The 20,846-nt window shown below is 69.9% G+C and carries 18 protein-coding genes; 5 read left to right on the top strand and 13 right to left on the bottom strand.

Translation table 11 applies throughout. From position 1 onward, the window contains the following. Positions 1–169: 169 nt before the first annotated feature. From QHF89_RS32345 to QHF89_RS32335, 3 genes are read right to left on the bottom strand one after another with little or no spacing between them, the layout of a single operon-like run. On the bottom strand, positions 170–1,696 hold the full coding sequence (locus QHF89_RS32345) for an FAD-dependent thymidylate synthase (protein WP_136971360.1): 1,527 nt from the start codon (positions 1,694–1,696) through the stop codon (positions 170–172). Positions 1,697–1,711: 15 nt separating this feature from the next. Beyond that, entirely contained in the window at positions 1,712–2,533 is an 822-nt protein-coding gene (gene map, locus QHF89_RS32340; protein WP_136971359.1) for a type I methionyl aminopeptidase, read from the bottom strand. Then, positions 2,530–3,123 carry a cobalamin ABC transporter substrate-binding protein gene (locus QHF89_RS32335; protein WP_136929304.1) on the bottom strand — a complete coding sequence of 198 codons (594 nt, stop codon included), beginning with the start codon at positions 3,121–3,123 and terminating at the stop codon, positions 2,530–2,532. Before QHF89_RS32335 ends, map begins: the two co-directional genes overlap by 4 nt. A 188-nt stretch (positions 3,124–3,311) precedes the next feature. Here QHF89_RS32335 and QHF89_RS32330 point away from each other — a divergent pair, with 188 nt between their 5' ends. Beyond that, complete coding sequence (locus tag QHF89_RS32330; protein WP_136971358.1) at positions 3,312–4,148, top strand: hypothetical protein; 837 nt, start codon at positions 3,312–3,314, stop codon at positions 4,146–4,148. A gap of 120 nt (positions 4,149–4,268) precedes the next feature. Here QHF89_RS32330 and QHF89_RS32325 read toward each other — a convergent pair whose 3' ends face one another. From QHF89_RS32325 to QHF89_RS32285, 9 genes are all read right to left on the bottom strand, one after another. Next, positions 4,269–4,535: a NifU family protein gene (locus QHF89_RS32325; RefSeq protein WP_136929302.1), complete on the bottom strand. Its 267-nt coding sequence runs from the start codon at positions 4,533–4,535 to the stop codon at positions 4,269–4,271. Positions 4,536–4,653: 118 nt separating this feature from the next. Beyond that, positions 4,654–5,973 (bottom strand): M28 family peptidase, encoded by a 1,320-nt coding sequence (locus tag QHF89_RS32320; protein ID WP_136971357.1) that lies wholly within the window; start codon positions 5,971–5,973, stop codon positions 4,654–4,656. Positions 5,974–5,987: 14 nt separating this feature from the next. Further along, a complete protein-coding gene (locus QHF89_RS32315) occupies positions 5,988–6,848 on the bottom strand; it encodes a hypothetical protein (protein WP_136929300.1) in 861 nt (286 codons plus the stop codon). Between the two features lie 42 nt (positions 6,849–6,890). Continuing rightward, the gene (locus QHF89_RS32310) at positions 6,891–8,051 is read right to left on the bottom strand and encodes a hypothetical protein (RefSeq protein WP_136971356.1); all 1,161 of its coding nucleotides are present in this window, start codon (positions 8,049–8,051) and stop codon (positions 6,891–6,893) included. Continuing rightward, a complete protein-coding gene (locus tag QHF89_RS32305) occupies positions 8,051–8,725 on the bottom strand; it encodes a hypothetical protein (protein WP_136971355.1) in 675 nt (224 codons plus the stop codon). Before QHF89_RS32305 ends, QHF89_RS32310 begins: the two co-directional genes overlap by 1 nt. Before the next feature lie 87 nt (positions 8,726–8,812). Further along, positions 8,813–9,277 carry a serine/threonine protein kinase gene (locus QHF89_RS32300; protein ID WP_232379531.1) on the bottom strand — a complete coding sequence of 155 codons (465 nt, stop codon included), beginning with the start codon at positions 9,275–9,277 and terminating at the stop codon, positions 8,813–8,815. 11 nt (positions 9,278–9,288) lie between these two features. Continuing rightward, complete coding sequence (locus QHF89_RS32295) at positions 9,289–10,227, bottom strand: DUF4349 domain-containing protein (protein ID WP_284721194.1); 939 nt, start codon at positions 10,225–10,227, stop codon at positions 9,289–9,291. Between the two features lie 83 nt (positions 10,228–10,310). After that, the gene (locus tag QHF89_RS32290) at positions 10,311–10,883 is read right to left on the bottom strand and encodes a CDP-alcohol phosphatidyltransferase family protein (RefSeq protein ID WP_136971354.1); all 573 of its coding nucleotides are present in this window, start codon (positions 10,881–10,883) and stop codon (positions 10,311–10,313) included. Between the two features lie 19 nt (positions 10,884–10,902). Beyond that, a complete protein-coding gene (locus tag QHF89_RS32285) occupies positions 10,903–11,316 on the bottom strand; it encodes a universal stress protein (RefSeq protein ID WP_232379529.1) in 414 nt (137 codons plus the stop codon). 217 nt (positions 11,317–11,533) lie between these two features. Here QHF89_RS32285 and QHF89_RS32280 point away from each other — a divergent pair, with 217 nt between their 5' ends. The 4 genes from QHF89_RS32280 (at position 11,534) to QHF89_RS32265 (ending at position 19,107) form a co-directional block, all read left to right on the top strand. Beyond that, a complete protein-coding gene (locus QHF89_RS32280; RefSeq protein ID WP_136971353.1) occupies positions 11,534–13,279 on the top strand; it encodes a serine/threonine protein kinase in 1,746 nt (581 codons plus the stop codon). A gap of 114 nt (positions 13,280–13,393) precedes the next feature. After that, on the top strand, positions 13,394–14,365 hold the full coding sequence (locus QHF89_RS32275; protein ID WP_284721193.1) for a DUF362 domain-containing protein: 972 nt from the start codon (positions 13,394–13,396) through the stop codon (positions 14,363–14,365). Positions 14,366–14,367: 2 nt separating this feature from the next. Next, the gene (locus QHF89_RS32270) at positions 14,368–16,152 is read left to right on the top strand and encodes a 4Fe-4S binding protein (RefSeq protein ID WP_136971352.1); all 1,785 of its coding nucleotides are present in this window, start codon (positions 14,368–14,370) and stop codon (positions 16,150–16,152) included. A gap of 204 nt (positions 16,153–16,356) precedes the next feature. Next, the gene (locus QHF89_RS32265) at positions 16,357–19,107 is read left to right on the top strand and encodes a PAS domain-containing sensor histidine kinase (RefSeq protein ID WP_284721192.1); all 2,751 of its coding nucleotides are present in this window, start codon (positions 16,357–16,359) and stop codon (positions 19,105–19,107) included. Here QHF89_RS32265 and QHF89_RS32260 read toward each other — a convergent pair. Further along, the gene (locus QHF89_RS32260; RefSeq protein ID WP_136971350.1) at positions 19,098–20,813 is read right to left on the bottom strand and encodes an ABC transporter permease; all 1,716 of its coding nucleotides are present in this window, start codon (positions 20,811–20,813) and stop codon (positions 19,098–19,100) included. The genes QHF89_RS32265 and QHF89_RS32260 overlap by 10 nt on opposite strands. Between the last annotated feature and the right edge of the window lie 33 nt (positions 20,814–20,846).

The following is a 20,846-nucleotide window of genomic DNA, read 5'->3' as shown; positions in this document are numbered from 1 at the left end:
CCCGGACCCGTCTGGTCCACGATGGGGCTACGCTCGGCAAGCCGAGCTACGCCCCAAACCCCGGGTTATCCACCCCTCGACCCGGACCAGGGCCAGCCCTGGACCTCTGGTGCATCGACCGCGATGCAGTCGATGCAAAGGAGCATCGGTTCGCGCCGTGGAACCGCGTTCAGGCGCGGGATAGCGAGTAGTCGCCGAGATCGACGCGGACGAGGCCTTCGAGCCAGGGGTGCACCGCGATCGCCGTGCGGAAGAGCCCCTGCGCGATGCGCCGGTAGCTCGCATGCCCCTGCCGCGCCGACCGCAGCTCAACCACGTGGAAAAGCTCGCGCAGGTTGAGCGTCCAGAGCGTGCGGATGCGGAAGCCGAGCGGCACCGCGTACTGCGCTTCCTGCGGGTGTTTGCTCTCGAGCGCCTCCCACGCGTCGCACGCCGCGACCATCGCGTCGGTGTAAGCCCGATCGAGCTCGAGCTCCGCGAGCTCCGCGGGCGTCTCGAAGCCGAGCCGGCACGTGAGCCGCTGCGTCGCCGGCAGGAGCATGCGGTGCCGCTGCAGATCGCGGTAGGCGCCGTAATCGAGCATCAACTCGAACGTCATCGTCGTCGCCTCGAAGCCACGCGGCACGGGATCGTGCGCGCCACGCCGCGCGACCGACGCACGCACGACGTCTTCGAGCTCGCGCGACGTCGCATGCCGCATCGCCTCCGTGAGCCCCCGCGCATGCACATTCGGCTCGCTGCTCTCGTACGCGAGCGCGAGCACGATCCGCTCCAGCGCGTCCTTGTCGTGACGCACGAGCCGCACCGGCTGCCCAACGACGTTCGTCGCGCTCGCGTCCCAGGGGCCAGGATCGTAGATCGACCGCAGCTTGTCCCCCACGTCGCTGCGCTGGGCAGACCGATGCTCGCTCCGCCCCGCGTACTTGACCAGGGTCGGCGTGACGGTGCGCGCAGCCGCGTGCATGGATGTCGCGACGTTGCGGACCTCCGCGAGCGGATGCGAGAGCATCTTCGTGAGCAGCGCCTCGAGCGCGCGCGCGTTCGCGGTGAGGCCGAGGTTCGTCCGCGTGCCGGCCGGCAAAAGCCCGCGCAGAAGATCACAAGCATGCGCGCGGATCGCCGCCGCATGCGCCGCCTCCGACGCGCCCGGCGGCCGGAGCACACGCACGCGAAGCGCATCCATCACGCGCGCCATGAGGTCGACGTACGTCGTGAAGAGCCTCTCCGCGCTGGCCCGGTACGTCTGTCCGAGCGGCCCTTCGAGCTCGGGCAGGTCGACGAAGCTGTTCCGATCAAAGACGACGTAACGCGTGCTCTTCTCGGTGTACGAGCCGAGCCGGAGGTCCTCGATCACCTTCGAGGCCACGATGCTCACGTTCTCGATCGCGAGGTGTACGACCGCGTGCTCCGCGACCGACGCGTGCCCGTAACCGACGACCCATTTTTCGTGGAATGCGCGCGCCTTCTCCGTCGCGAGCCCGAACGAGGGGCGCGTCGTCACGCCTTCCCCGACGTCGAGCTCCTGGTCGGTGAGCAAGCGCGCCAGGTTCGTCCGCAGATCGTCGCGGCTGCGCGAATAATAGGCGAAGAGGACGGCGATTACCTCCTCGGGCAAACCCGAGAGGGCGAAGACGTCGTCGCTCAGACTGGAGACGTACGGCGCGATCCGGCCGCGCGCAGCTTCGTCGAGGGGCATAGGACCCGTGGTCCGTTAGCGCGTCGTGGCCGCGGCGGCGACCGAAAACACATCCCCGAAGATCTCGCTGTTCGAGAGCTTCCTGCTCCGGCGCGTCAACACCTCGCAGCCGTTCTTCGTCACGACCAGCGTGTGCTCGAACTGCGCGGAGAGCGAGCCATCCGCGGTGACAGCCGTCCACTTGTCCGCGAGGACCTCCACGTCGTGGTGGCCGAGGTTGATCATCGGCTCGATCGTGAAGCACATCCCAGCACGCAAGCGCATCCCCGTCCCGCGTTTGCCGACGTGCGAGACCTGCGGCGCCTCGTGGAACACCCGGCCGATACCGTGCCCGACGAACGCGCGCACCACCGAGCAGCCCTCGCCCTCGGCGAACTCCTGGATCGCCGCGCCGATGTCCCCGAGCCGCGCGCCATCGCGCACCTGCGCGATCGCGAGATCGAGCGAGCGCCGCGAGACCTCGGTCACGTGCTTGGCCGCGGACGAGGGTTTGCCCACGTAGAAGGTCGCCGACGTGTCGCCGTAAAACCCGTTGTAGATCGTGGTCACGTCGACGTTGATGATGTCGCCCGGCTCGAGGACCCGCGGCCCCGGGATGCCATGGCAGACGACCTCGTTCACCGACGTGCACACGCTCTTCGGGAAGCCGTGGTAGTTCAGCGGCGCGGGCCAACCGCCCCGCCGAACCGTATCGTCGTGGACGAAGCGGTTGATGTCCTCGGTGGAGATCCCCGGGCGGATCATCTCCCCGACGTCGAGTAGCGTCTCCGCGGCCATCTGGCACGCGGCCCGCATCCCTTCGACTTCCTTCAACGTTTTGATGCCGACGTTGCTCACGATCCGGACAGCTCCGCGAGGGCGAGGGCATCCGTCACGGCAGCCGCCACCTCGGCGGTGTCCGGCGACAGATGCCAGTGAAGCCTGCTCGGCTCGTCTCCCTCGCCCGCAAAGCGATGGAGAAAGCCGATGAACGACGCGCCACGAAGGCGCATGTCGAACGCCTGCGCGACCCCGTAGGACGGGGCGGCAGGCCCAATGACGAGCTCGAAGGCCGTCTGTTCGAACGCCGGCGTTCCAAAAGCCGGCGGGATGACCTGGAGGACGAGGCGGTAGGTGCGGACCTGGTCGAGCGACTCGACCGTCACCGTGCTCACCCGCACCCGCGAGACGAGCTCCGAGCCGCGCGCCCGCTCTTTCAAGAGCGGATCCTTCTGCGCATTCGAGACGTCCGCGCCGAGGCCGAGGGCGCCTGCATCAACGACGTCGTCAAAGAGCTCCCGGTCATGCCCGAGCCAACGGGGATGCGCGACGACGTTCGGGTCCCCCTGAACGCCCGCAGCCCCGCACCCGGACACGAGCGCCCCGAGGGCCGCGCCGAGCGCGACCGCCCTGGCCCGCCTGGCCGTCCGCGTCAAGAGCTGCGCCATCGGGCCTGCAACTAGCACGTCCCCTCCGATCTGTCAGTGCTGGCAGCCTCCTGCCTCGATCGGATCCCTTTCCATCGATCGGACGCGGGCTTCGTCCAACACCCCGAAGACCTCGGCGGGCCCCTTTTCCCGCAGAATCTGGTAGATCCCGTTTGCCGGCCGCGGGCCGGCGGGGCGGAGGAGTGGAGATGAAGGTGAACAAGCTTTGGGCGGCGCTCCTGGCGACGACGTTTGGCCTCACGGCCACGGTGACCCCGATGGTGGTCGAGGCGCAGGCCAAGAAGAAAGCGGCAGCCGCGCCCGCCCCGATGGGCCCGGCGGTCGTCAAGAAGCCCATCGCCCTCGAGCCGGCGTCGCTCAAGTGGGGCATGACGACGAAGCAGGTCGGCGAGGCGATCGACGCGCAACTCGACGAGACGTACAAGCCGCTCTACCAGAAGGTCTCGCCCGGCGTGAAAATGCGGGAACTCGACGCGGCGCTCGCGGAAGAGAAAAACGCCTTCCGCCGCAGCAAGATCGAGTTCGGCAAGCTGCCGGTCGCCACGGACTCCACGCCGCTCCGCGGCGAGTACAGCTACCTCAACAAAGAGTGGATGTTGTCGATGAACCGGGACGGCAAGACCCGGTACTTCTTCTTCATCCAGGACAAGCTCTGGAAGATCATCGACGAGATCAAGCTCTCCAAGGGCGCGTCGCTCGGCGCGAACTTCCAGGAGGCCGCGGTCAAGCTCTCCACGGCGTACGGCGCGCCGGGCCGGATCATCCCGCCGAACCCGGACCTCGGGATGTACGCGACCGTCGTCGACTGGAAGGACGCGACGACGCACGTGCGCTTGATCGAGCGCGGTGACCCGGCGATCGCGATCGCCTACGAGGACAACGCGACGCTGCAAAACATCGACTCGCTGCGCCCGAACAAGCCGAAGCAGGAAGACGCCATCGATCCTGCCGTGGCCGCCGCGATCCGCGGCGAGGAGAAGGCCCCCGAGCCGCCGCCTCCGCCCGCCGACAAGAAGAAGAAGTGAACCGACGAGGGCCCCGCAAACCGCGGGGCCCTTCGCGTTTCAGGGCGAAACGCCCTCCCTCTCTCCAGGACAAACCAAGGCCGACACGCGAGTGCGTCGCCTTCGCGGCCCCGCGTGGGCTCAGGTGACGAGCGACGCGCCTTCGGGGATGCGGATGCCGCTCGTCACGACGACCCGCGCCGAGGGCGCGACCGCGTGCACGGCCGGCTCGATGACGCCCTTCGCGGTGAGGTTCGCGCCGGGGCAACCCGCGCACATCCCAGCGAGGTGGAGCGTGATCTGGTCGGGCTCCACCGCGACGAGGTAAAGCTCGCCTTGATCCGCGCGCACGAGCGGAGCGATCACCTCACGGCAAACCTTGAGCATCTGGTCGATGTTCGCAGGCATTCTCGAGCAATCTCCGGGAGCGAACGTAGCATGAAGCGATGAGCACGCGCAGAGGTCGTTCTGCACGTTCGTTCGGCGGGGCTTTGCGTTGGCTCCGCAACAACGCAAAACCGCAGCGTCAAAGCGTGAAGCAGACCGGGTAGCGATAAAGCAGGCACTGGAGGCGGAAGCTCGCGCGCTCGATCGACCTGGCATCCTCGGGGGTCCACACGTGGCCCGGCTCGGCCATGGCTTCGAGGCGGCTGCGATCGCCGAGGATCCGCGCCGCGGTGATCGGGCTTGTTCCTGGGATCGAGCTCCAGGGCTTGGCGGCCGCGTCGAAGGCGAACCGAAGCGTGTCGCGCTCGGCCGCGAGGTCCTCGCCGCGCGGGTCGAAGGAGAGCGCAGGCGGCGCGGCGGCGAGCGCTGGGACAAGGGAGGCGATCCAGCGCGAGGTGCGCGCCATGCGGTCGTAAAAGAGCGTGTCCGGGAGGTCCGAGGCGCGGTGGTACCGCGGCGTGCGGCCGCTGGAGAGGAAGAGAAACGGGACGCCGTGATCCCGGAAGACGTCGTAGTCGGAGAAGGGCTGCGGCGCATACCCAGGGATGTTCTCGACCGCGTGGATGCCGAGGCGGCGAACGTCGAGGCCAGGCTCGTGGACGCCGTCGACGATCGCCGGGAGGCCGAGGGTCTTCTCGGCGCCACACGCGAAGATGGTCTCCGCGGTGCGGCGCCAGACGACGCCGCCGATGAGGTCGAGGACGACGGCGAGGCGGATCGAGGTGAGGCCGCCGATCTCCGTGGGGAGCGCAGCGACGAAGCGCTGCGAGCCCTGGCGGGGCGTGCCGAAGTAGGGCGACTCTTCGGTGTTGAAGAAGGCGACGGCGATGCCGTACGGGCGCGGATGCTGCGCGAGGAGCGAAGGGATCGCGCCGAGGAGGACGGCGACGGCCGCGGCGTTGTCGTCGGCGCCGAGGAGGAGGCCCTCGTCGGTCTTGCCGAGGTGATCGAAGTGCGCGCCGAGGACGACGGTGCCGCGCGGCTCGCCCGGGCCTTCGGGCGGGATCCATCCGAGCACGTTGTGCCCGAGCGGCGAGGTCGGCTCGGCGAGCGGCGCGAGGTAACCGCCGAGCGACGGGAAGGGTTTTACGCCGGCCGCAGCGAGCGCGTCGGCGAGGTAACGCGCTGCTGCGGCGTTGCCCTCGCTGCCGGGGACACGGCCGGCCCACGCGGGCGCGGCGAGCGCCTCGACATGCACGCGCAGCGCGGGCGAGAGCGGGTCGGTCTGCGGGAAATCGCGGCCCGAGAGCTCACGCACGCCGATCTGATCGAGGAGGAGGAGGAGCGCGAGCGCGAGGACGACGAGGGTGGCGATCCGGCGGCGGCGCGAGCGAGGCTTGCTTCGCGTGTTCGCCGCGGGATCACGGGCCGGAGGCGCGGACGGGGGCTCGCTCGCCACGAGAGTTCATGCCTTCAGATCGCGGAGGCGATCACGGTGAGGATCGTGCCCTCTCCGAGATCGGGCACGCGCTGGGCCGCGACACCGTAGGGGCGGTTCGTGATTTCGAGGGAGCCGCGGTAGGGGCCGCTCTGCGTCTTGTTCACGAGATCCATGCCCTCGACGGCCTGCGCGTTGACGTCGGGCGTGACGGGCGCGCCGTAGGCCTTCCCTTCGCGGACGAGGAAGACATAGACGATCGGGACGTTCTTCTGCTTCTCACGCTCGGCGCGGTCGAGCAGCTCGCGCTTCGCCATCTCTTCGAGGCGAAGCGCGAAGCGCCGGAAGGACCAGCCGGTGACGAACATGCCCTTCACCTGGCCTTCCTTGTCCTTCACGGGATGCGCCACGACCCACTGCGTGTCGGGCCCCGTGCGCACGCCGCGCATCTCCTGCATCTCGCCCCACGCCTCGACGAGGCCCGCGCTCGGTTCGAGGCCCTTCTTCAGCGTGGGGAACGACGAGAGGACCGACTTCTGCGCGAGCAGATCCGGATCGGCCTCGCTGCGCAGCGCGATGCCCGTGGTGTCGACGAAGGTGAAGAAGGTGCTCTTCGCGATGTCGAGATCCTTCACCGACGCGCGCGCCCCGCGGACGGCCTTCTGCAGGGCGACGAGGTTCGCCCCGGGATCGGCGTCGACGACCTCGCCGAGCTTCTTCGCGCCTTCGGGCAGACCGCGGCGCACCTGCCCGGCGTCCTCGTTCGCGACGGGCACGAGCTTGTCGAGCACGTAGCCCGCGGCCTGCTCCTGTTCCTTCGTGTTGTCCTCACACGCAGGCAGCGTCGCCACGAGGGCGGCAGGGACGATCAGAGAAGCGAGCCAGCTCGAACGCATCGGGACCTCATGCGCAAAAACGACGCGCGCGGGGGCATGCTACTAGAATGTCTCGGGGGTGACGAAGACGATCTCGACGCGCGCGTTGCGCGCCCGATCGCTGCCCGCAGGATCGACGACGGGCGCGGCCGCGCCCGCGAGGACGACGTCGACCCGCGGCGCGTTCGCCCCCCGGAGCGCCGCCGCGACGGCGTCCGCGCGCGCCTTCACGGCCGCCTGTTCCTTCGCCGCGGGCTCCTTGTCCTGGTGCACGACGACCGCGAGCGGGAACCGCGGGTTCTGCGCCGCGAGCTTGCCGAGCCGCGTGATCTGCTCGGTCGCGGCCGGCGTGAGCTTGTCGCCGGCGAAGAGGTTGCGCAGCGTGACCACGATGCCGCGATCGTCGCGCGACGGCGAAAACGCCCGCGTGGCGGAGATCTCGCCGAGGAGCGCGTCCCCCGCGCCCGGCGCGCGCGTGACCGGCGTCATCGCGCGGCGCATGCCCGTCAGCGCGGTGAGGCAACTCGAACGGGCGCGCGTCGCGAGATCGATCGGCGCAGGGCCCGTCTGCGCGAGCGACTCGTCGAGTTTCTTCACGATGAGCTGGGCCTCGTCGAGCTCGGTGACGAGCGTCTCGCGGGTCGGCGCGCCGACGGGCGCGGGCACGTCCGCCTTCGGCGCCGGGACCTCGGGCAAGAGCAGGCGCGCCGCCGTGCAGAGCATGCGCGCTTCGAGGGCGAGCGAGCGCGCCGCGGCCACGCGGGCCTTCTCGCGCGCGGCGTCTGCGGGGCCGGACGGCGCGACGGGCTGCGCGTCGCGGGCGACCTTGATGCGCGCTTCGAGCGCGGCGACCTCGGCGGCCGCGCGGGTCTGCTCGCCGTCGAGCGACGAGAGCTCGGCTTGTCGCGCAGCGAGCTCGGCCTCGGTGCTCTTCGCGTCGGCCTCGGCGCGCGCGACGCGGGCGAGCGTGTGGGCGTGGGCGTACGCGGCGAGCGCCCACTCGGCGTGGAGCTGCGCGCCCGCGACGTCGCCGGCCTCGAACGCGGCATGCGCCTCCTTCCGGTGTTTTTCGGCGCGCGCATAGGCGAGCGGCGCGAGATCACGCGCCTCCTTCGCCGCGGCGCCCTGATCGACGGCGTCGACCTCGGAGAGGATCGGCGGGCGCGGCACCGGGGCGCACGCCGAGGCGAGCGCGACGAGCGCCACGAGGAGCATTCGCTTCATCACTTCCCCTTCCCCTTCTTCGGGACCGCGGGCGCGCCGCCGCCGGCCTTCTTCGGGGCCTTGGCGTCGTCCTTCTTGGCCGGTTTGTCCTTGCCCTTGCCCCCGGCGATGCGCGCCTCCTCGGCCTTCGCCGCGGCTTCGCGGGCCCCTTTTTCCTCGGCCGTCGCGCGCTCGAGCTCGGCCTCGGCGCGGCCTCTCCGCGCCTGCGTCTCTTCGAGCAACGCGCGCGCGCGCTCGGCTTGCGTCGAGGCCTCCTTCGCCTTCTCGGCGACGGCCGCGGCCGCCTGCTCGGCTTCCGACGCGCGAAGCAGATCCCGCGCCGTCTCCGCCCATTCGAGCGCGACCCCGTCGAGGATCCGGGCATGCGGGACGTCCCCCGACGCGCGCGCGCCGTGCGCCCGTTCGAGGGCCTTCTTCGAGCGCGTAATCGCGTCCGCGACGGCCTTCTTCGAGCGTGGATCCTGGGCCTTGGCTTCGACGTCTTTCAGGACGCCGACCGCCGTCGCGCCGTCGCCGGGCGGCGGCGGCGGGACCTCGATCGGAGGGCTCGCCACGCCCCCGCCGTGCGCGAACGCCGGCGCAGCGAGGAGCGCGGGCAAGAGGAACGCGACGCCGGCGAGCGACCTTGGCCGCGGGCGATGGAGCCGAAGGTCGAACGGGAGGAGGTGACGCACCAGACGCGGGGTAGCAAAGGGGCCGAGCGCAAGCAAGACGCGTCGCGAGCGCGCGGGGGCTCCGCGCGGACGGGCCGAGCTATGGCGTCAGCGATGGAGGAAATTCTTCACCGACCAGTCGATCTGCTCGGCGAGCCGCTGCATCTGCGCCCGCGCCCCGCCCGCTTCGAGGATGAATACGCGATCGTCGGTCACGAAGACCGTCAGGTAGTAGAGGTACGGCTCGTCGCCCTCATCGTGACCGAAGCGGAGCTGCGTCCCCGTGAGACCGGCGCGATCCTTGACCTCGCGTTTTTCGAGCAGCGCATAGCCGCCCATGTCACGCGTGCGGTTCTCGAGGGCGCGCACCCAGAACGCGCGCTCGCCCTTGGGATCGTTGTCGAACGCGCGGATGCCGATCACCACGCCGTCGGCTGTCGTGGCGCGGTACTCGGAGCGGCCGTACCGGTCTTCGAGCTCGACGAAGCCGGGCGGCGTGGCCGGCTCGAAGGGGCGGCAGGCCGAGACGAGCAGCAGGGCGAACAGAGCGATGGATCCAAGTCGGAATCGCACGAAACCCTCCGTCACAGGCTGAGCAGCCGGCCGAGGCCGAGTTCGTAGATCCAGGGCACGGGCAGGTTGAAGCGACGCTTGCCGAGCTCGGCCGAGCTCCGCGGCTGGAACGTCACCGTGATGGTCGAGAACGCCGCGCGATCGCGCAGGAACTTCATGCGCCCTTCGAGCCGGTCGATGGTCTCGGCGACGCGCTCGAGCTCCTTCTCGATCTGGATCGACTCCTCGACCTTCGTCGCCTTCGCGAGGAGCTGCTCCAGCCGCTCGCGCACGGCGCGCGCGTTCTTCAGGCGGATCTCGGTGTCGTGGTACTCCTCGGTCACGTCCTCGACCTGTACGTCGCGCGAGAGCATGTCGCCGAGCTTCTCGATGCGCCGGATCGCCTCGTCGAAGCGGCCGGCCGGAACGCGGATCGTGATCGACTGATCGTTCCTCCGCGCGAGGAAGCCGCCAAGGCTCCGCGCGAGCGACTCGACCTCGCCGAGCGAGCTCTTCACCTCGTAGACGGCCATGTTCACGCGGGCCGTGTAGACGAGCATCGGCGCGCGCATCACGGCCACCGTGCCGTCGCCTTCGAGCTTCTTGCCCGTCGCCTCGCTGCTCGGCGCCGCCTGCGCGCCGGGCGCCTCCTTCGGGGGTGCCTGGTCCTTCTTCGACCCCGCCGGCGGCGGCGGAGGCGCGGGGGCCGCATTTCCTTCCGCCTGCCGCAGGCCCAGCGCGAGGCTCCCCGGCGTGCTCGCGAGCGAGATCCCATCTTCATCGCCGCCGCTCGCCGTAAGCGCTTCCTCGCGCGATTCCTCTCCGCCGACGGCCACGATCTCCGCGGGCGTGCTCACATCGCCCATCGATCGCGCGGGCGCCGCGTAGGAGCGCGCTTGCGCGCCCGCGGAACAAGCCGGCAAGAGCCCGAGGATCACGCTGGAGAGCGCGAAGATCGCTTTCGGTCGCATCGTTCGTCCTGGTCGAGGAGGCCTTCGGATCGCGACGGCCACGTTACATGGGCCCGCGTCGCGCGCGAAGGGGCTCGTGTGCCTCAGGTCCCGCGCGGCGACCCGCCCGCGAGCCTCCGCGCCCGCTCGATCTCGCGCGTCCAGTACGACACGCCCGCCAAGGTCCCCACGCACGCCGACGCGACGAGCGCGCCCTCCACGAGATGGGGCGCCGTGATCGCCGTGACCACCGCGACGAACTGCACGCACGTCGCGAGCTTTCCCGGCACGTTCGCCTGCGCCCCCGCCCGCCGCGCCCCGCGAAACCTCGGGCTCATGAGCACCCACGCGAGCAGCGGCGCCTCCAGGATCTCACGCGAAAGCAAGGCCAGGGGCGCCCACGCGGGCATGCGCCGGGTGTAGAGCAGCGTCACCACCACGGTCACCGCGAAGACCTTGTCCGCGATCGGATCCACAACCGCCCCCACGGCCGTGAGCTGCCCCCGCCGCCGCGCGAGCCACCCGTCGAGCACGTCCGTCAGCGCAGCCGCGAACAGCACCGCGAGCGCGGCCCGCACGTCGTCGACGACGAACGGGAAGACCGCCGCGAGCGGCAGGCGCAACGCGCTGAGGACGTTCGGCAGAAGGCCGAGATCAGCGAGACGGTACTGCGACATCCGAACCCCCCCGGGTCGTTCAGTCCTCCCGCACCGTCACCACGGGGACCGGGCTCTTCCGCACGATCTTCTCCGCCACGCTGCCGAGGATCAGGTGTGCGACGCCGGTGCGCCCGTGCGTGCCCATGACGATCATCGTCGCGCCGAGCTCCTCCGCTGCCGCGAGCACCTCCGTCGCGGGATCGCCCTGGCGCAGCACCGCGGACACGCCTTCCTGCTGCGCGAGTTGCTCCACCGCGCGTTGCGCCGCCGCGGCCACCTCCGTGTGGAAGCCGGGGAGAAGCGTCGGTTCGAGGCCCGGGTACGTGTAGACCGGGAGCTGGTAGGCGTGCACCAGCACGACCTGGCCGCCGAGGCGCGCGGCGAGATCCTTCGCCAGCGCGAGCGCCTTGGCCGATGCGGCTTCGAAGTCGATGGGGACCAGCAGTTTCACGTTCGCTCCCGTCGTCATGGAGGATGCTCCTTTTCCCTAGGGAGCGCAGGTTGCAAGCTCACCCCGAACCACGCAACGGGGAGATCTTGCCCCGAGCGGCACGTCCTTGCTCGGCTGCCAGGGCCTGCCCGAGGGGCTTGCACGCGCCGAGCCAGCGCGGGGCACACTGCTGCTTTCTCGCGGCGCGGGGAGGCATCGCGGTACGCTCGTTCTCGCCGTGAAGAGCTCGAACCTCCGCGCCACCGTCACCGTGCACGCCTACGCCGTGACCGTCGTGGACGACTCCCAGCGCGCCGGGGCCCTCCCGCACGAGAGCGCGAGCCCGCCCTCGGTGGTCATCATGCCGACCATCGACGACGTCGTGGGCGGCGTCTACCGCCTGAAGCGCCTGCTCGGCGCCGGCATGTTCGGCAAGGTCTACGTCGCCCAGCGCGAGGACGTCCCCGAGCACCAGGTCGCGCTGAAGATCCTGCCGCGATCGCACTTCGCCGGCCGCAACGTCGAGCGCGAGCTCGTCATGCTGGCGACGGTCGGCCACCCGAACGTCGTCCAGATGAAGGACCACGGCACGACGCCCGAGTACGTGTGGCTGACGATGCCCGTCTACCGCGGCGAGACCCTCGCCGAGCGGCTCGAACGCGGGCCCCTCGGCCTGCGCGAGGCCCACGACGTCGTCCTCGCGATCGCCCGCGGCCTCGAAGCGCTCCACGCGGCGGGCCTCCGGCATCAGGACATCAAGCCGGACAACATCTTCCTGGCCACGTTCGGCGGGCGCGTGCACCCGATCTTGCTCGACCTCGGCGTCGCGGCGGAGCGCGAGGGCACGTTCGTCGCGGGCACGGCGCTCTACGCCTCGCCGGAGCAGCTCGCCGCGATGAAGGGCAACCCCGGGGATCTGCCCATCAGCGAGAAGATGGACACCTATTGCCTCGCCGCGACGCTGCTCGTCTCGCTCGTCGGCGAGGACCACTTCCCGGGCGCCTCGGCGAACACGATGGACGACCTCGAACGGGCGCTCGACGTCCGCGCGAAACACCCCCTGCCCGCGGGCGCGCTCCCCGACGTGCGGGGCGAGGCGCGCGGCATGATCGATCAGGCGCTCGCGCGGTGGCTCTCGCACGATCCGCGCGAGCGGCCGGCGATGAGCGAGCTCGCCGAGGAGCTCGACGTCCTGCTCGAACCGGAGCGCGCGATCACCCGCGCCGAGGAGCGGCAACGGCAAAAACAACGCGCCGCGCTCCAGGCCTTCCGCGTGTCGGCGGGCGCGCTTTTGCTCCTCGCCGCCGCGGGCGCCGTCGTCGCCTTCTCCAAACGAGAAACCTTCAAGCTCGCGACCGAGCTCGAACGCGCGCGGGCCGAAGGCGCGCGGCAGTTCGATCAGATCGAGATCTGCAACGCCTCCTACAAGACGGCGATGACGGACGTCGGCAAGTGCAAGGCGTCCTGGGGCAAGGACAAGAAACTCTGCGAAGAGCAGCTCGACGCGCAGATGAAGCTCTGCGAGTCGGGCAGCGAGCTCGATTGCGCCATCGAGATCAAGAGGCTCCGCGACCAGGGCGCGGCGCGCCTGCAAACGTGCGAGGAGACCGCCGAGAAGGCCGAGGCCGAGTGGAAGGGCCGCGAGGCCGAGTGGGACAAACAGCGCGTCGCCCTGGGAAACGAGCGCGACGAGCAGAAAGCCCTCGCCGAAAAGAAGGCCGAGGAGCTGAAGAAGCTCACCGAGGAGCGGGATCGCGGAGTCGCCGAGCAGAAGACGTGCGCCGACGAGCGGGACAAACTCCGCGCCGAGATGAAGCCCTCCGGGTCGGGCGCGATGATCCCCGCGGCCTCCGCGTCCGTCTCGCCTCCGCCCGCCCTCACGTCGCTCGCCTCCGTGGGCCCGCCCCCACCGCCTCCACCACCTCCGCCGCCTCCGCCGCCTCCACTGCCTCCACCCACACCACCCGCGCCGCCGACCCCGTAGCCCCGTTTCCGCGGTCGATCCTCGTCGACGACCCCTCCCCTGCCCACTAGCTTCTCCGGAGCGCGGCCCGCTTGTTCCACCGGCGCGGCCTTGCTATCCGTAGGAAAGCTTCCGATGCGTAACATTTCGCGCCGTGAGATGATCGAGCGCCTCGCCGCCGTGGGGCTCGTGCTCGGCGGGGCCGGGGCCCTCGCGAAGATGCGCTTCGATCGCGGCTCGATCGCGGAGGGACCCTCGAAGGATCGACCGCAGACGCGGGATTATCGGCTCAAGGAAGCGCCCGCGGAGCTGCCCAAGCTCGTCATCGCGAAGAACGAGGCCGAGCCCGAGGCGCTCGTGCGCAAGGCGCTCACCGCGCTCGGCGGCATGAGCCGCTTCATCTCGCGCGGCGACATCGTCGTCGTGAAGCCGAACATCGGCTGGGATCGCACCCCGATCCACGCGGCGAACACGAACCCGCGGGTCGTCGCCGAGGTGGTCAAGCTCGCCTACGACGCGGGCGCGAAGCGCGTCGTGGTCACGGACGCCTCGTGCAACGAGCCGAACCGCTGTTTTCAGCGCTCCGGCATCTGGAAGGCTGCGTACGACGTCGGCGCCGAGGTCGTGCTCCCTGCGGCGCACCGCTTCCGCGGCATGCGCCTCAAGGGCGAGGTCCTCGACGAGTGGCCCGTCTACACGCCGCTCATCAACGCGGACAAGGTCATCAACGTCCCCATCGCCAAGCACCACAACCTCTCGAAGTACACGGCGGCGATGAAGAACTGGTACGGCTCGCTCGGCGGGCGCCGCAACCGGCTCCACCAGAACATCGACGTCTCCATCGCGGATCTCGCGACGTTCATGCAACCGACGCTCACGATCGTCGACGCCTGGCGTGTCCTCGTGCGCAACGGCCCCCAGGGCGGCAACATCGCCGACGCGAAGGAGATGCGCATGCTGCTCGCGTCGGTCGATCAGGTCGCCGTCGACGCGTACGGCTGCCAGCTCATCGGCCGTACGCCCGAGGAGATCCCGTACCTGCGCATGGCCCACGAACGCGGGCTCGGCACGATGCACTGGAAAGACCTGCGCTGGGTGGAGGTCTGACGATGGCCGCTCCCGCTGTCGTCGGAACGACCAAGGCCCCGCCTGCGAAGCCTGCCAAGCCCGCCAAGGTGAAAGGGCGCCCCGGCTCGGGCATCGAGGCGCGTTTGTCGATCCGCATCCTCGTCTGGGTGCGCCGCGTCTCGCAGGCCGGCTTTCTCGCGCTGTTTCTTTATTTCCTCTTCCAGACCGCGTTCCGCGGCTCGTTCGCGTCCGCCGAGACCGCGGTGCGCTTGCCCCTGCCCGTCGAGGCGTATCTGCTCGCCGACCCGTTCGTCGCGGCGATGACGCTCCTCTCGACGCACACGGTCTACCGCGGGCTCGCGTGGTCCGTCGGCCTGCTCGCGGTCACGCTCGTCTTCGGCCGTGTCTTTTGCGGGTGGATCTGCCCGTTCGGCACGCTGCACCATTTCTTCGGCTGGATCTTCCCCTCCCGTTATTTGCGCGGGAACAAGCGCGTCGAATCGAACAAGACCGCGCCGCGGCAGCAGGTGAAGTATTACCTGCTCTACGCCTTCCTCGCGGCGAGCGTCGCAGGAAGCGCCATTGGTGGTCTCTTCGATCCGATCTGCGTCGCCGTCCGCGCGATCGGGCTCGGCGTCATCCCGGCCCTCCAGTACATCATGGGCGTCGCGAGCGTCGCGGCGGGCCAGGCCAGCGTGCGCCCCGTCCAGGGCGCGACCGACGCCGCGCAGGATTTCCTGGCGCAGACCGTCTGGCAATCGAAGCAGTTTTATTTCCACCAGACCTGGTTCATCGGGATCCTGCTCGTCGCGATCCTGTTCATGAACCGCGTGATCCCGCGGTTCTGGTGCCGCGTCCTCTGCCCGCTCGGCGCATTCCTCGGCGTCTTCGCCCGCTTCGCGCTCTTCGGCATGGAGAAGGACCACGCGAAGTGCACCGATTGCAACCTGTGCATCGTGCATTGCCAGGGCGCGGATTCGCCGCAGGGGGGCGTGAAGTGGCGCCAGGACGAGTGCCACATGTGCCTGAACTGCGAGAACGCCTGCCCGGAGGACGTGATCAAGTTCCGCTTCCTCCCGACCCGCAAGAGCACGATCTCGAAGCCGGACACGGGCCGCCGCACCGCCCTTGCCTCGGCCGCGGCGGGCGCCGTCGTCATCCCGGCGATGCGCATCGCCGACGTCATCGACGCGAACTACGACCACCGCGTCATCCGGCCGCCCGGCTCGGTCGAGGAGCGCGAGTTCCTCGAGCGCTGCATCCGCTGCGCCGAATGCATGAAGGTTTGCCCGAACAACGCCCTGCACCCGGCGTTCTTCGAGGCCGGTGTCGAGGGCATCTGGACGCCGATCCTCATCCCCCGCATCGGGTATTGCGAGCACTCCTGCGTGCTCTGCGGCCAGGTTTGTCCGACCGGCGCGATCCAGAAAATTACCGAGGACCAGAAGCTCGGCATCCACCAGAAGCCGATCTCGATTGGCACCGCGTTCTACGATCAGGGCCGCTGCCTGCCCTGGGCCATGGCCACGCCGTGCATCGTTTGTGAAGAGTTCTGCCCCACCTCGCCCAAGGCCATCTGGGTCGAGGAGGTCGACATCCCGAAGCGCCTGCCCATGGCGGGCGAGGACGGCAAGGAGCCCGGGATGACCACCGTGCACGTGCAGCGCCCGCACGTCGACCCCTCGCTCTGCATCGGCTGCGGCGCTTGCGAAAAGGTCTGTCCCGTTCAGGACAAGCCCGCCGTCTACGTGACGAACGTCGGCGAGACCCGCTCGAAGACGAACGTCATCCTCCTCGAAGACACGAATTACAACCGACCCGGCTGAAGCGCCGCCGCCCTGCCGAGCCGCCGTCCGCGGCACGTGGCACGCCCGCGTTCGGACGCATCCCCGCGCAAACCGGAGGCACGCGCAGGCTCGACGAGCCACTCTCGATCGATTCTGCTTGTGTTAGCTTCATGGTTCGTTCAGCAAACCAGCGGCGCTCACGTGAGCAAGTGGAGGGGAACAACCTGGCCAGCATGGATGGGCATGGGCACCGGCCCCGGGCCGGATGCCATGGAGGGCTCTGCCGCGCGTGACTGGACACGCGAATCCGTGGCGAAGCCCTTCGAGCGCCTGTACACGGCGGCGCTCCACGCGCTCGAAGCCGATGTTCTCCTGCTTTACCTGCCGAACGAGCGGCGCGCGCTCGAGCTCGTCGCACATCGCGGCGGCCCGCCGGAATGGCCCGAGCCGCTCCACCGCATCCCCATGACCGCGTCGAGCCTCTTCGCGCGCGTCGTCCGCGACGGCACGACCGAGGCCGTCGACGCCCGAGCGCCCATCGCGCCCGAGGACGTCCGCATGGCCCATGCGGCGAGCGGCGTACGCCATTTCATCGCCGCGCCCGTCGACCTCCCCGGCGGACGGGTCGGCGCGCTCGTCGCGGGCGTCGCTCGACCGAACCACCCCAAGACCCGCGACACGCTCGAAGCGCTGGCCGGCCTCGCGGCGAGCGTGCTCGCGGAGAAGCAGGCGCAAGCCGAGGCCGAAGCCAAAGCCGAGGCCTGGCAATTCACGTTTCAACGATTCTTCGACGCCGCGATGGGCAGCCTGCTCGTCGCGAACGACGAGGGCCGCTTCGTCGAGGCGAATGCCGCGGCCTGCCGCCTGCTCGGCCGGAGCCGCGAGGAGATGCTGAACCTCTCGATCCACGAAATCACGCCGGCCCACGGCAATGCCCGGTTCGAGGAGCTCTGGCGGCAGTTTTTGGTCGAAGGAATTCAATCCGGCCATTTCACGTTCGTCCGGGGCGACGGCAGCACGATCGACGTCGCGTATCACGCGCGCGCGAACGTCGTCCCCGGCTGCCACGTGGCCGGGTTTTCCGACGTGACAGCGCAGAACCGCGCCGCAACGCGGATCCGGCGCGACCACGAGAGCCTCTCGCGGGCGCAGCGGGTCGCGCGCGTGGGCAGCATCGACTGGGACATCCGCGGGAACGAGGTCCGCTGGTCGGAGGAGTGCTACCGCCTGCTCGGCCTCGAACCCTCCCCCACCCCGCGCACGCTCAGGGACGCGAACGCGATCCTGAGCGCGCGGATGAGCCCCGAAGAGCAGGCGCGCTTGCGCGCGGCCTACGAAGCGGCGCTCGAGACCGGCCGGAGCTTCTCGGTCGACCTCCACATCCGCCGCCCGGACGGCGAGGAGCGGCTCCTCCACCAGGAGGCCGACATCGAGTGCGACGCCGCGGGCAAGGCCGTGCGGATCGTCGGCACGCTCCAGGACGTGACCGAGCAGCGCCGCGCCGAGCAGGCGCTCCGGAGGAGCCGCGAGAGCCTCTCGCGGGCGCAGGCCGTCGCGCACGTGGGCCACTGGGAGTGGGACGCGGCGACGGGGGAGTCGTGCTGGTCGGAGGAGGTCTACCGCATCTTCGGCCTGCCGCCGCGCGCGGGCCCTGAGCCGCACCAGACGCTCGCAAGCGTGCTCCACCCCGAGGATCGGATGCGGGTCCTCCTCGGCTTCCGCTCGCTCCTCGAGAAAGGCGAGCCTTTTTCGTGTGAGCACCGGGTCCTCCGGCCGGACGGCGAGCTCCGGATCGTCCGCGTCGAGGCCATGCTCACGCGGGACGAGGCGGGGCGGCCGCGCAACGTGCTCGGGGTCGTGCAAGACATCACCGACCTCCGCCGCGCGGAGCGCGAGCGGGAGGCGGGGCGGCGGGCCCTCGCGGACGAGCGCCGCTGGCTGCGGGCCGTCATCGAGAGCTCGCCGGTCGGCATCCAGCTCTGGCAGGACGTCGCGTCGCCGCGGATCACGCAGAACCGCATGGCGGACCTGCTCATCGGCAACCTCGTCGACGCCACGCCGAACCTCGACGCCCTGCGCAGCGTCGTCACGTACCCGGACGGCACGCCGGTCGAGCCCGGCGATCTGAGCATCGAGCGCGCGCTGCGCGGCGAGGTGGTCATCGGGCGCGAACTCATCCGAAAGCAATCGGACGGGACGAGGATGCACACGCTCGTCAACGCCTCGCCCGTGCGGGACGAGAGCGGCTTCATCCACGGGGCGGTGGTCCTCTTCAGCGACATCACTGCCATCAAGGAGCTCGCGCGGCTACGAGAGGAGTGGACGAGCATCGTCGCGCACGACCTGCGGCAGCCCGTGACCACGATCCTCGCGACCGCGGCGCACTTGGTCCGCTACGTCGTCGAGCCGAACGTCAAGTGCAAGGTCGAGCGGATCCGGGCGAGCGCCGAGCGGCTCATCCGCATGACCGACGATCTCTCGGACCTCTCGCGCCTCGACACGCACAAGCTCGAGCTCGTCCGGGCCCCGACGAACCTGCCGGCGCTCTTGCGCCAGATCGTCGAGGACATGGCCGACGACGAGGCACGCGCGCGCGTCTGGCTCTCGATCGATCGGGACGCGCCGCTCGTGCACGTCGACGCGGCGCGCATCCAGCAGGTGGTGGAGAACCTGGTCTCGAACGCGGTGAAGTACGGCAAACCCGGCACGCCGATCGCGCTCCGGCTGCAGATCGTGCCGGGGGAGATCGTGCTGGGGGTGTGCAACGAGGGGCCGGGAATCGATCCCGAGCTCATGCCGCGGCTCTTTTCGCGGTTTCAGCGGGGGCTCGCGGGGGCGACGCGGATGAAGGGGCTCGGGCTCGGCCTCTACATCTGCCGCGGCCTCGTGGAGGCGCACGGCGGCCGGATGAGGGTCGAGAGCGAGCCCGGCAAGACGACGACGTTCTCGTTCACGCTGCCGATCGACGACGACGGATCATCCGATCACGACTGAGCGCGGAAGCCCTCGGCGGGGCGGAGGCGGGCGGCGTAGAGGCTCGGGACGATCGTGGCGACGAGGCAGATCACGATGGCGATGGCGCCTGTGATGACGAACTCGAGCGGCCGCACCTGCACGGGCAGCTCCGAGATGAAGTAGACCTTCGGATCGAGCGGGAAGCCGTAGACGAGCAGGCCCTTGCAGACGAGCACGCCGAGCAGGAGCCCGAACGTCGTGCCGAGCAGCCCGATGATCCCGCCCTGGTAGAGGAAGATGCGCAGGATCTCCCCGTCCGTCGCGCCCATCGCCTTGAGGACCGAGATCTCCTTCGTCTTGTCGAGCACGACCATGATCAGCGTGGCCACGACGGTGAACGCAGCGACGACGATGATCAGCGCGAGCACGCCGCTCATGAGGATCTGCTGGATGAGCAGCGCCGTGAACAGGCCGTGGTTCAGCTCCTCCCAGTCCATCGTGTGGTAGAGGCCGCTGGCGAGGTTCTGGCTGATCTGCTTGGCGATCGGCTTGGCCTCGTCGATGTCGTCGACCTTCATCTCCACGCCGGTGACCGTGTCGCCCTGGTCGTAGAAGGCCTGCGCCTCATAGAGGTCGGTGTAGACGAGCTTCGAGTCGTACTGATCGAAGCCGGCCTCGAAGAGCGCGATGACGCGGAACCGCTTGGCCACGGGGGGCTTGAGCGACCCGCCCGAGTACGAGTAGCCGATCGTCGGCGACGTGACCGTGACGCAATCGCCGAGGCCGAGCTTCAAGGTCTTCGAGAGCGAGACGCCGACCACGATGCCGGGCAATTTCGCGACCACGGCGGGATCCGCGCAGAGGTCGGGATCGATCTCCTTCGGCACGTCGTCGTCGTCCGGAAGCTTGCTCGCGTAGCCGCCCTCCGGCTCGACCGAGCCGACGGGCGCGCCGTCCGCGACGCCCGCGTCCGCGACGTCGTCCGCCGCGGCGACCTTGTCGTCCGCCACGCTCGGTTTGTCGGCCTCGTTCTTGTCCGGGCCGCCGAGCTTGCCGGCCTCGATCGCGAGGATCTCCTCGATGCCCCCGCCGCTCGGTTCGAGCTTCTCCTTGTCGGGCGCGGGCGCCGCCTTCTCGGCCCTGCGCAGATCCTCCTCGATCGCGCGCAGCAAGCCCTGCGTGCCCCCGCCTCCGTCGGCGCCCGCGTCCGCATCGAGCGAACGTTTGTCCGGGAGCACCGGCACGGGCGGCAGCTCCGGCCCCCCGCTCCGCCGCTCGGGCGGCTTCGCGCCGGGCAGGCGCAGGCCGCTCAGGGAACCGAACTTCACCTGCTTCGGCAGATCCAGGACGTACGGCGAACCCTCCGGCATGCCCACGCCGAGGCTCGTCGCGGGATCGACGCCCTTGAGAAGCACGCCCGTGGCCGTCGCGTCGCCGTGGGTCAGCATCATCGGGTTGATGCTGAACGGCGCCACGGCGCTGACGCCGGGCACCTTGGCGACCTGCTCCATGATCGAGCGGTACTCCCGGAAATCCGTGGAGTACTTCAGCACGAGCACGTGGGCGTTCACGCCGAGGACCTTCTCGCGGAACTGCGCCTGGAAGCCGCCCGTGACGCTCATCACGGTGGCGAGCGCGGCCACGCCGAGCGTGACGCCCAGGATCGCGAAGGCCGTGCCAACCGAAATGAACGCGCGCTTCTTGCTCCCCAGGTACCGGAGCGCAACCTCGAGAGGGTAGCCCATCTGGCGGAGCCTCTAGCAGAAGGGCCGCTCCGC

It is taken from the genome of Polyangium sorediatum, from assembly GCF_029946465.1.
Classification (GTDB): domain Bacteria; phylum Myxococcota_A; class Polyangia; order Polyangiales; family Polyangiaceae; genus Polyangium; species Polyangium fumosum.
This window is presented reverse-complemented; position numbering and strand designations above follow the sequence as displayed.

Excerpts from the sequence above, each read along its gene's own strand:
- QHF89_RS32260 (WP_136971350.1), bottom strand. The coding sequence starts at position 20,813 with ATGGGCTACCCTCTCGAGGTTGCGCTCCGGTACCTGGGGAGCAAGAAG.
- QHF89_RS32275 (WP_284721193.1), top strand. The coding sequence starts at position 13,394 with ATGCGTAACATTTCGCGCCGTGAGATGATCGAGCGCCTCGCCGCCGTG.
- QHF89_RS32315 (WP_136929300.1), bottom strand. The coding sequence starts at position 6,848 with ATGCGTTCGAGCTGGCTCGCTTCTCTGATCGTCCCTGCCGCCCTCGTG.
- QHF89_RS32330 (WP_136971358.1), top strand. The coding sequence starts at position 3,312 with ATGAAGGTGAACAAGCTTTGGGCGGCGCTCCTGGCGACGACGTTTGGC.
- QHF89_RS32325 (WP_136929302.1), bottom strand. The coding sequence starts at position 4,535 with ATGCCTGCGAACATCGACCAGATGCTCAAGGTTTGCCGTGAGGTGATC.
- QHF89_RS32335 (WP_136929304.1), bottom strand. The coding sequence starts at position 3,123 with ATGGCGCAGCTCTTGACGCGGACGGCCAGGCGGGCCAGGGCGGTCGCG.
- QHF89_RS32270 (WP_136971352.1), top strand. The coding sequence starts at position 14,368 with ATGGCCGCTCCCGCTGTCGTCGGAACGACCAAGGCCCCGCCTGCGAAG.
- QHF89_RS32345 (WP_136971360.1), bottom strand. The coding sequence starts at position 1,696 with ATGCCCCTCGACGAAGCTGCGCGCGGCCGGATCGCGCCGTACGTCTCC.
- QHF89_RS32290 (WP_136971354.1), bottom strand. The coding sequence starts at position 10,883 with ATGTCGCAGTACCGTCTCGCTGATCTCGGCCTTCTGCCGAACGTCCTC.
- QHF89_RS32265 (WP_284721192.1), top strand. The coding sequence starts at position 16,357 with ATGGGCACCGGCCCCGGGCCGGATGCCATGGAGGGCTCTGCCGCGCGT.
- QHF89_RS32295 (WP_284721194.1), bottom strand. The coding sequence starts at position 10,227 with ATGCGACCGAAAGCGATCTTCGCGCTCTCCAGCGTGATCCTCGGGCTC.
- QHF89_RS32310 (WP_136971356.1), bottom strand. The coding sequence starts at position 8,051 with ATGAAGCGAATGCTCCTCGTGGCGCTCGTCGCGCTCGCCTCGGCGTGC.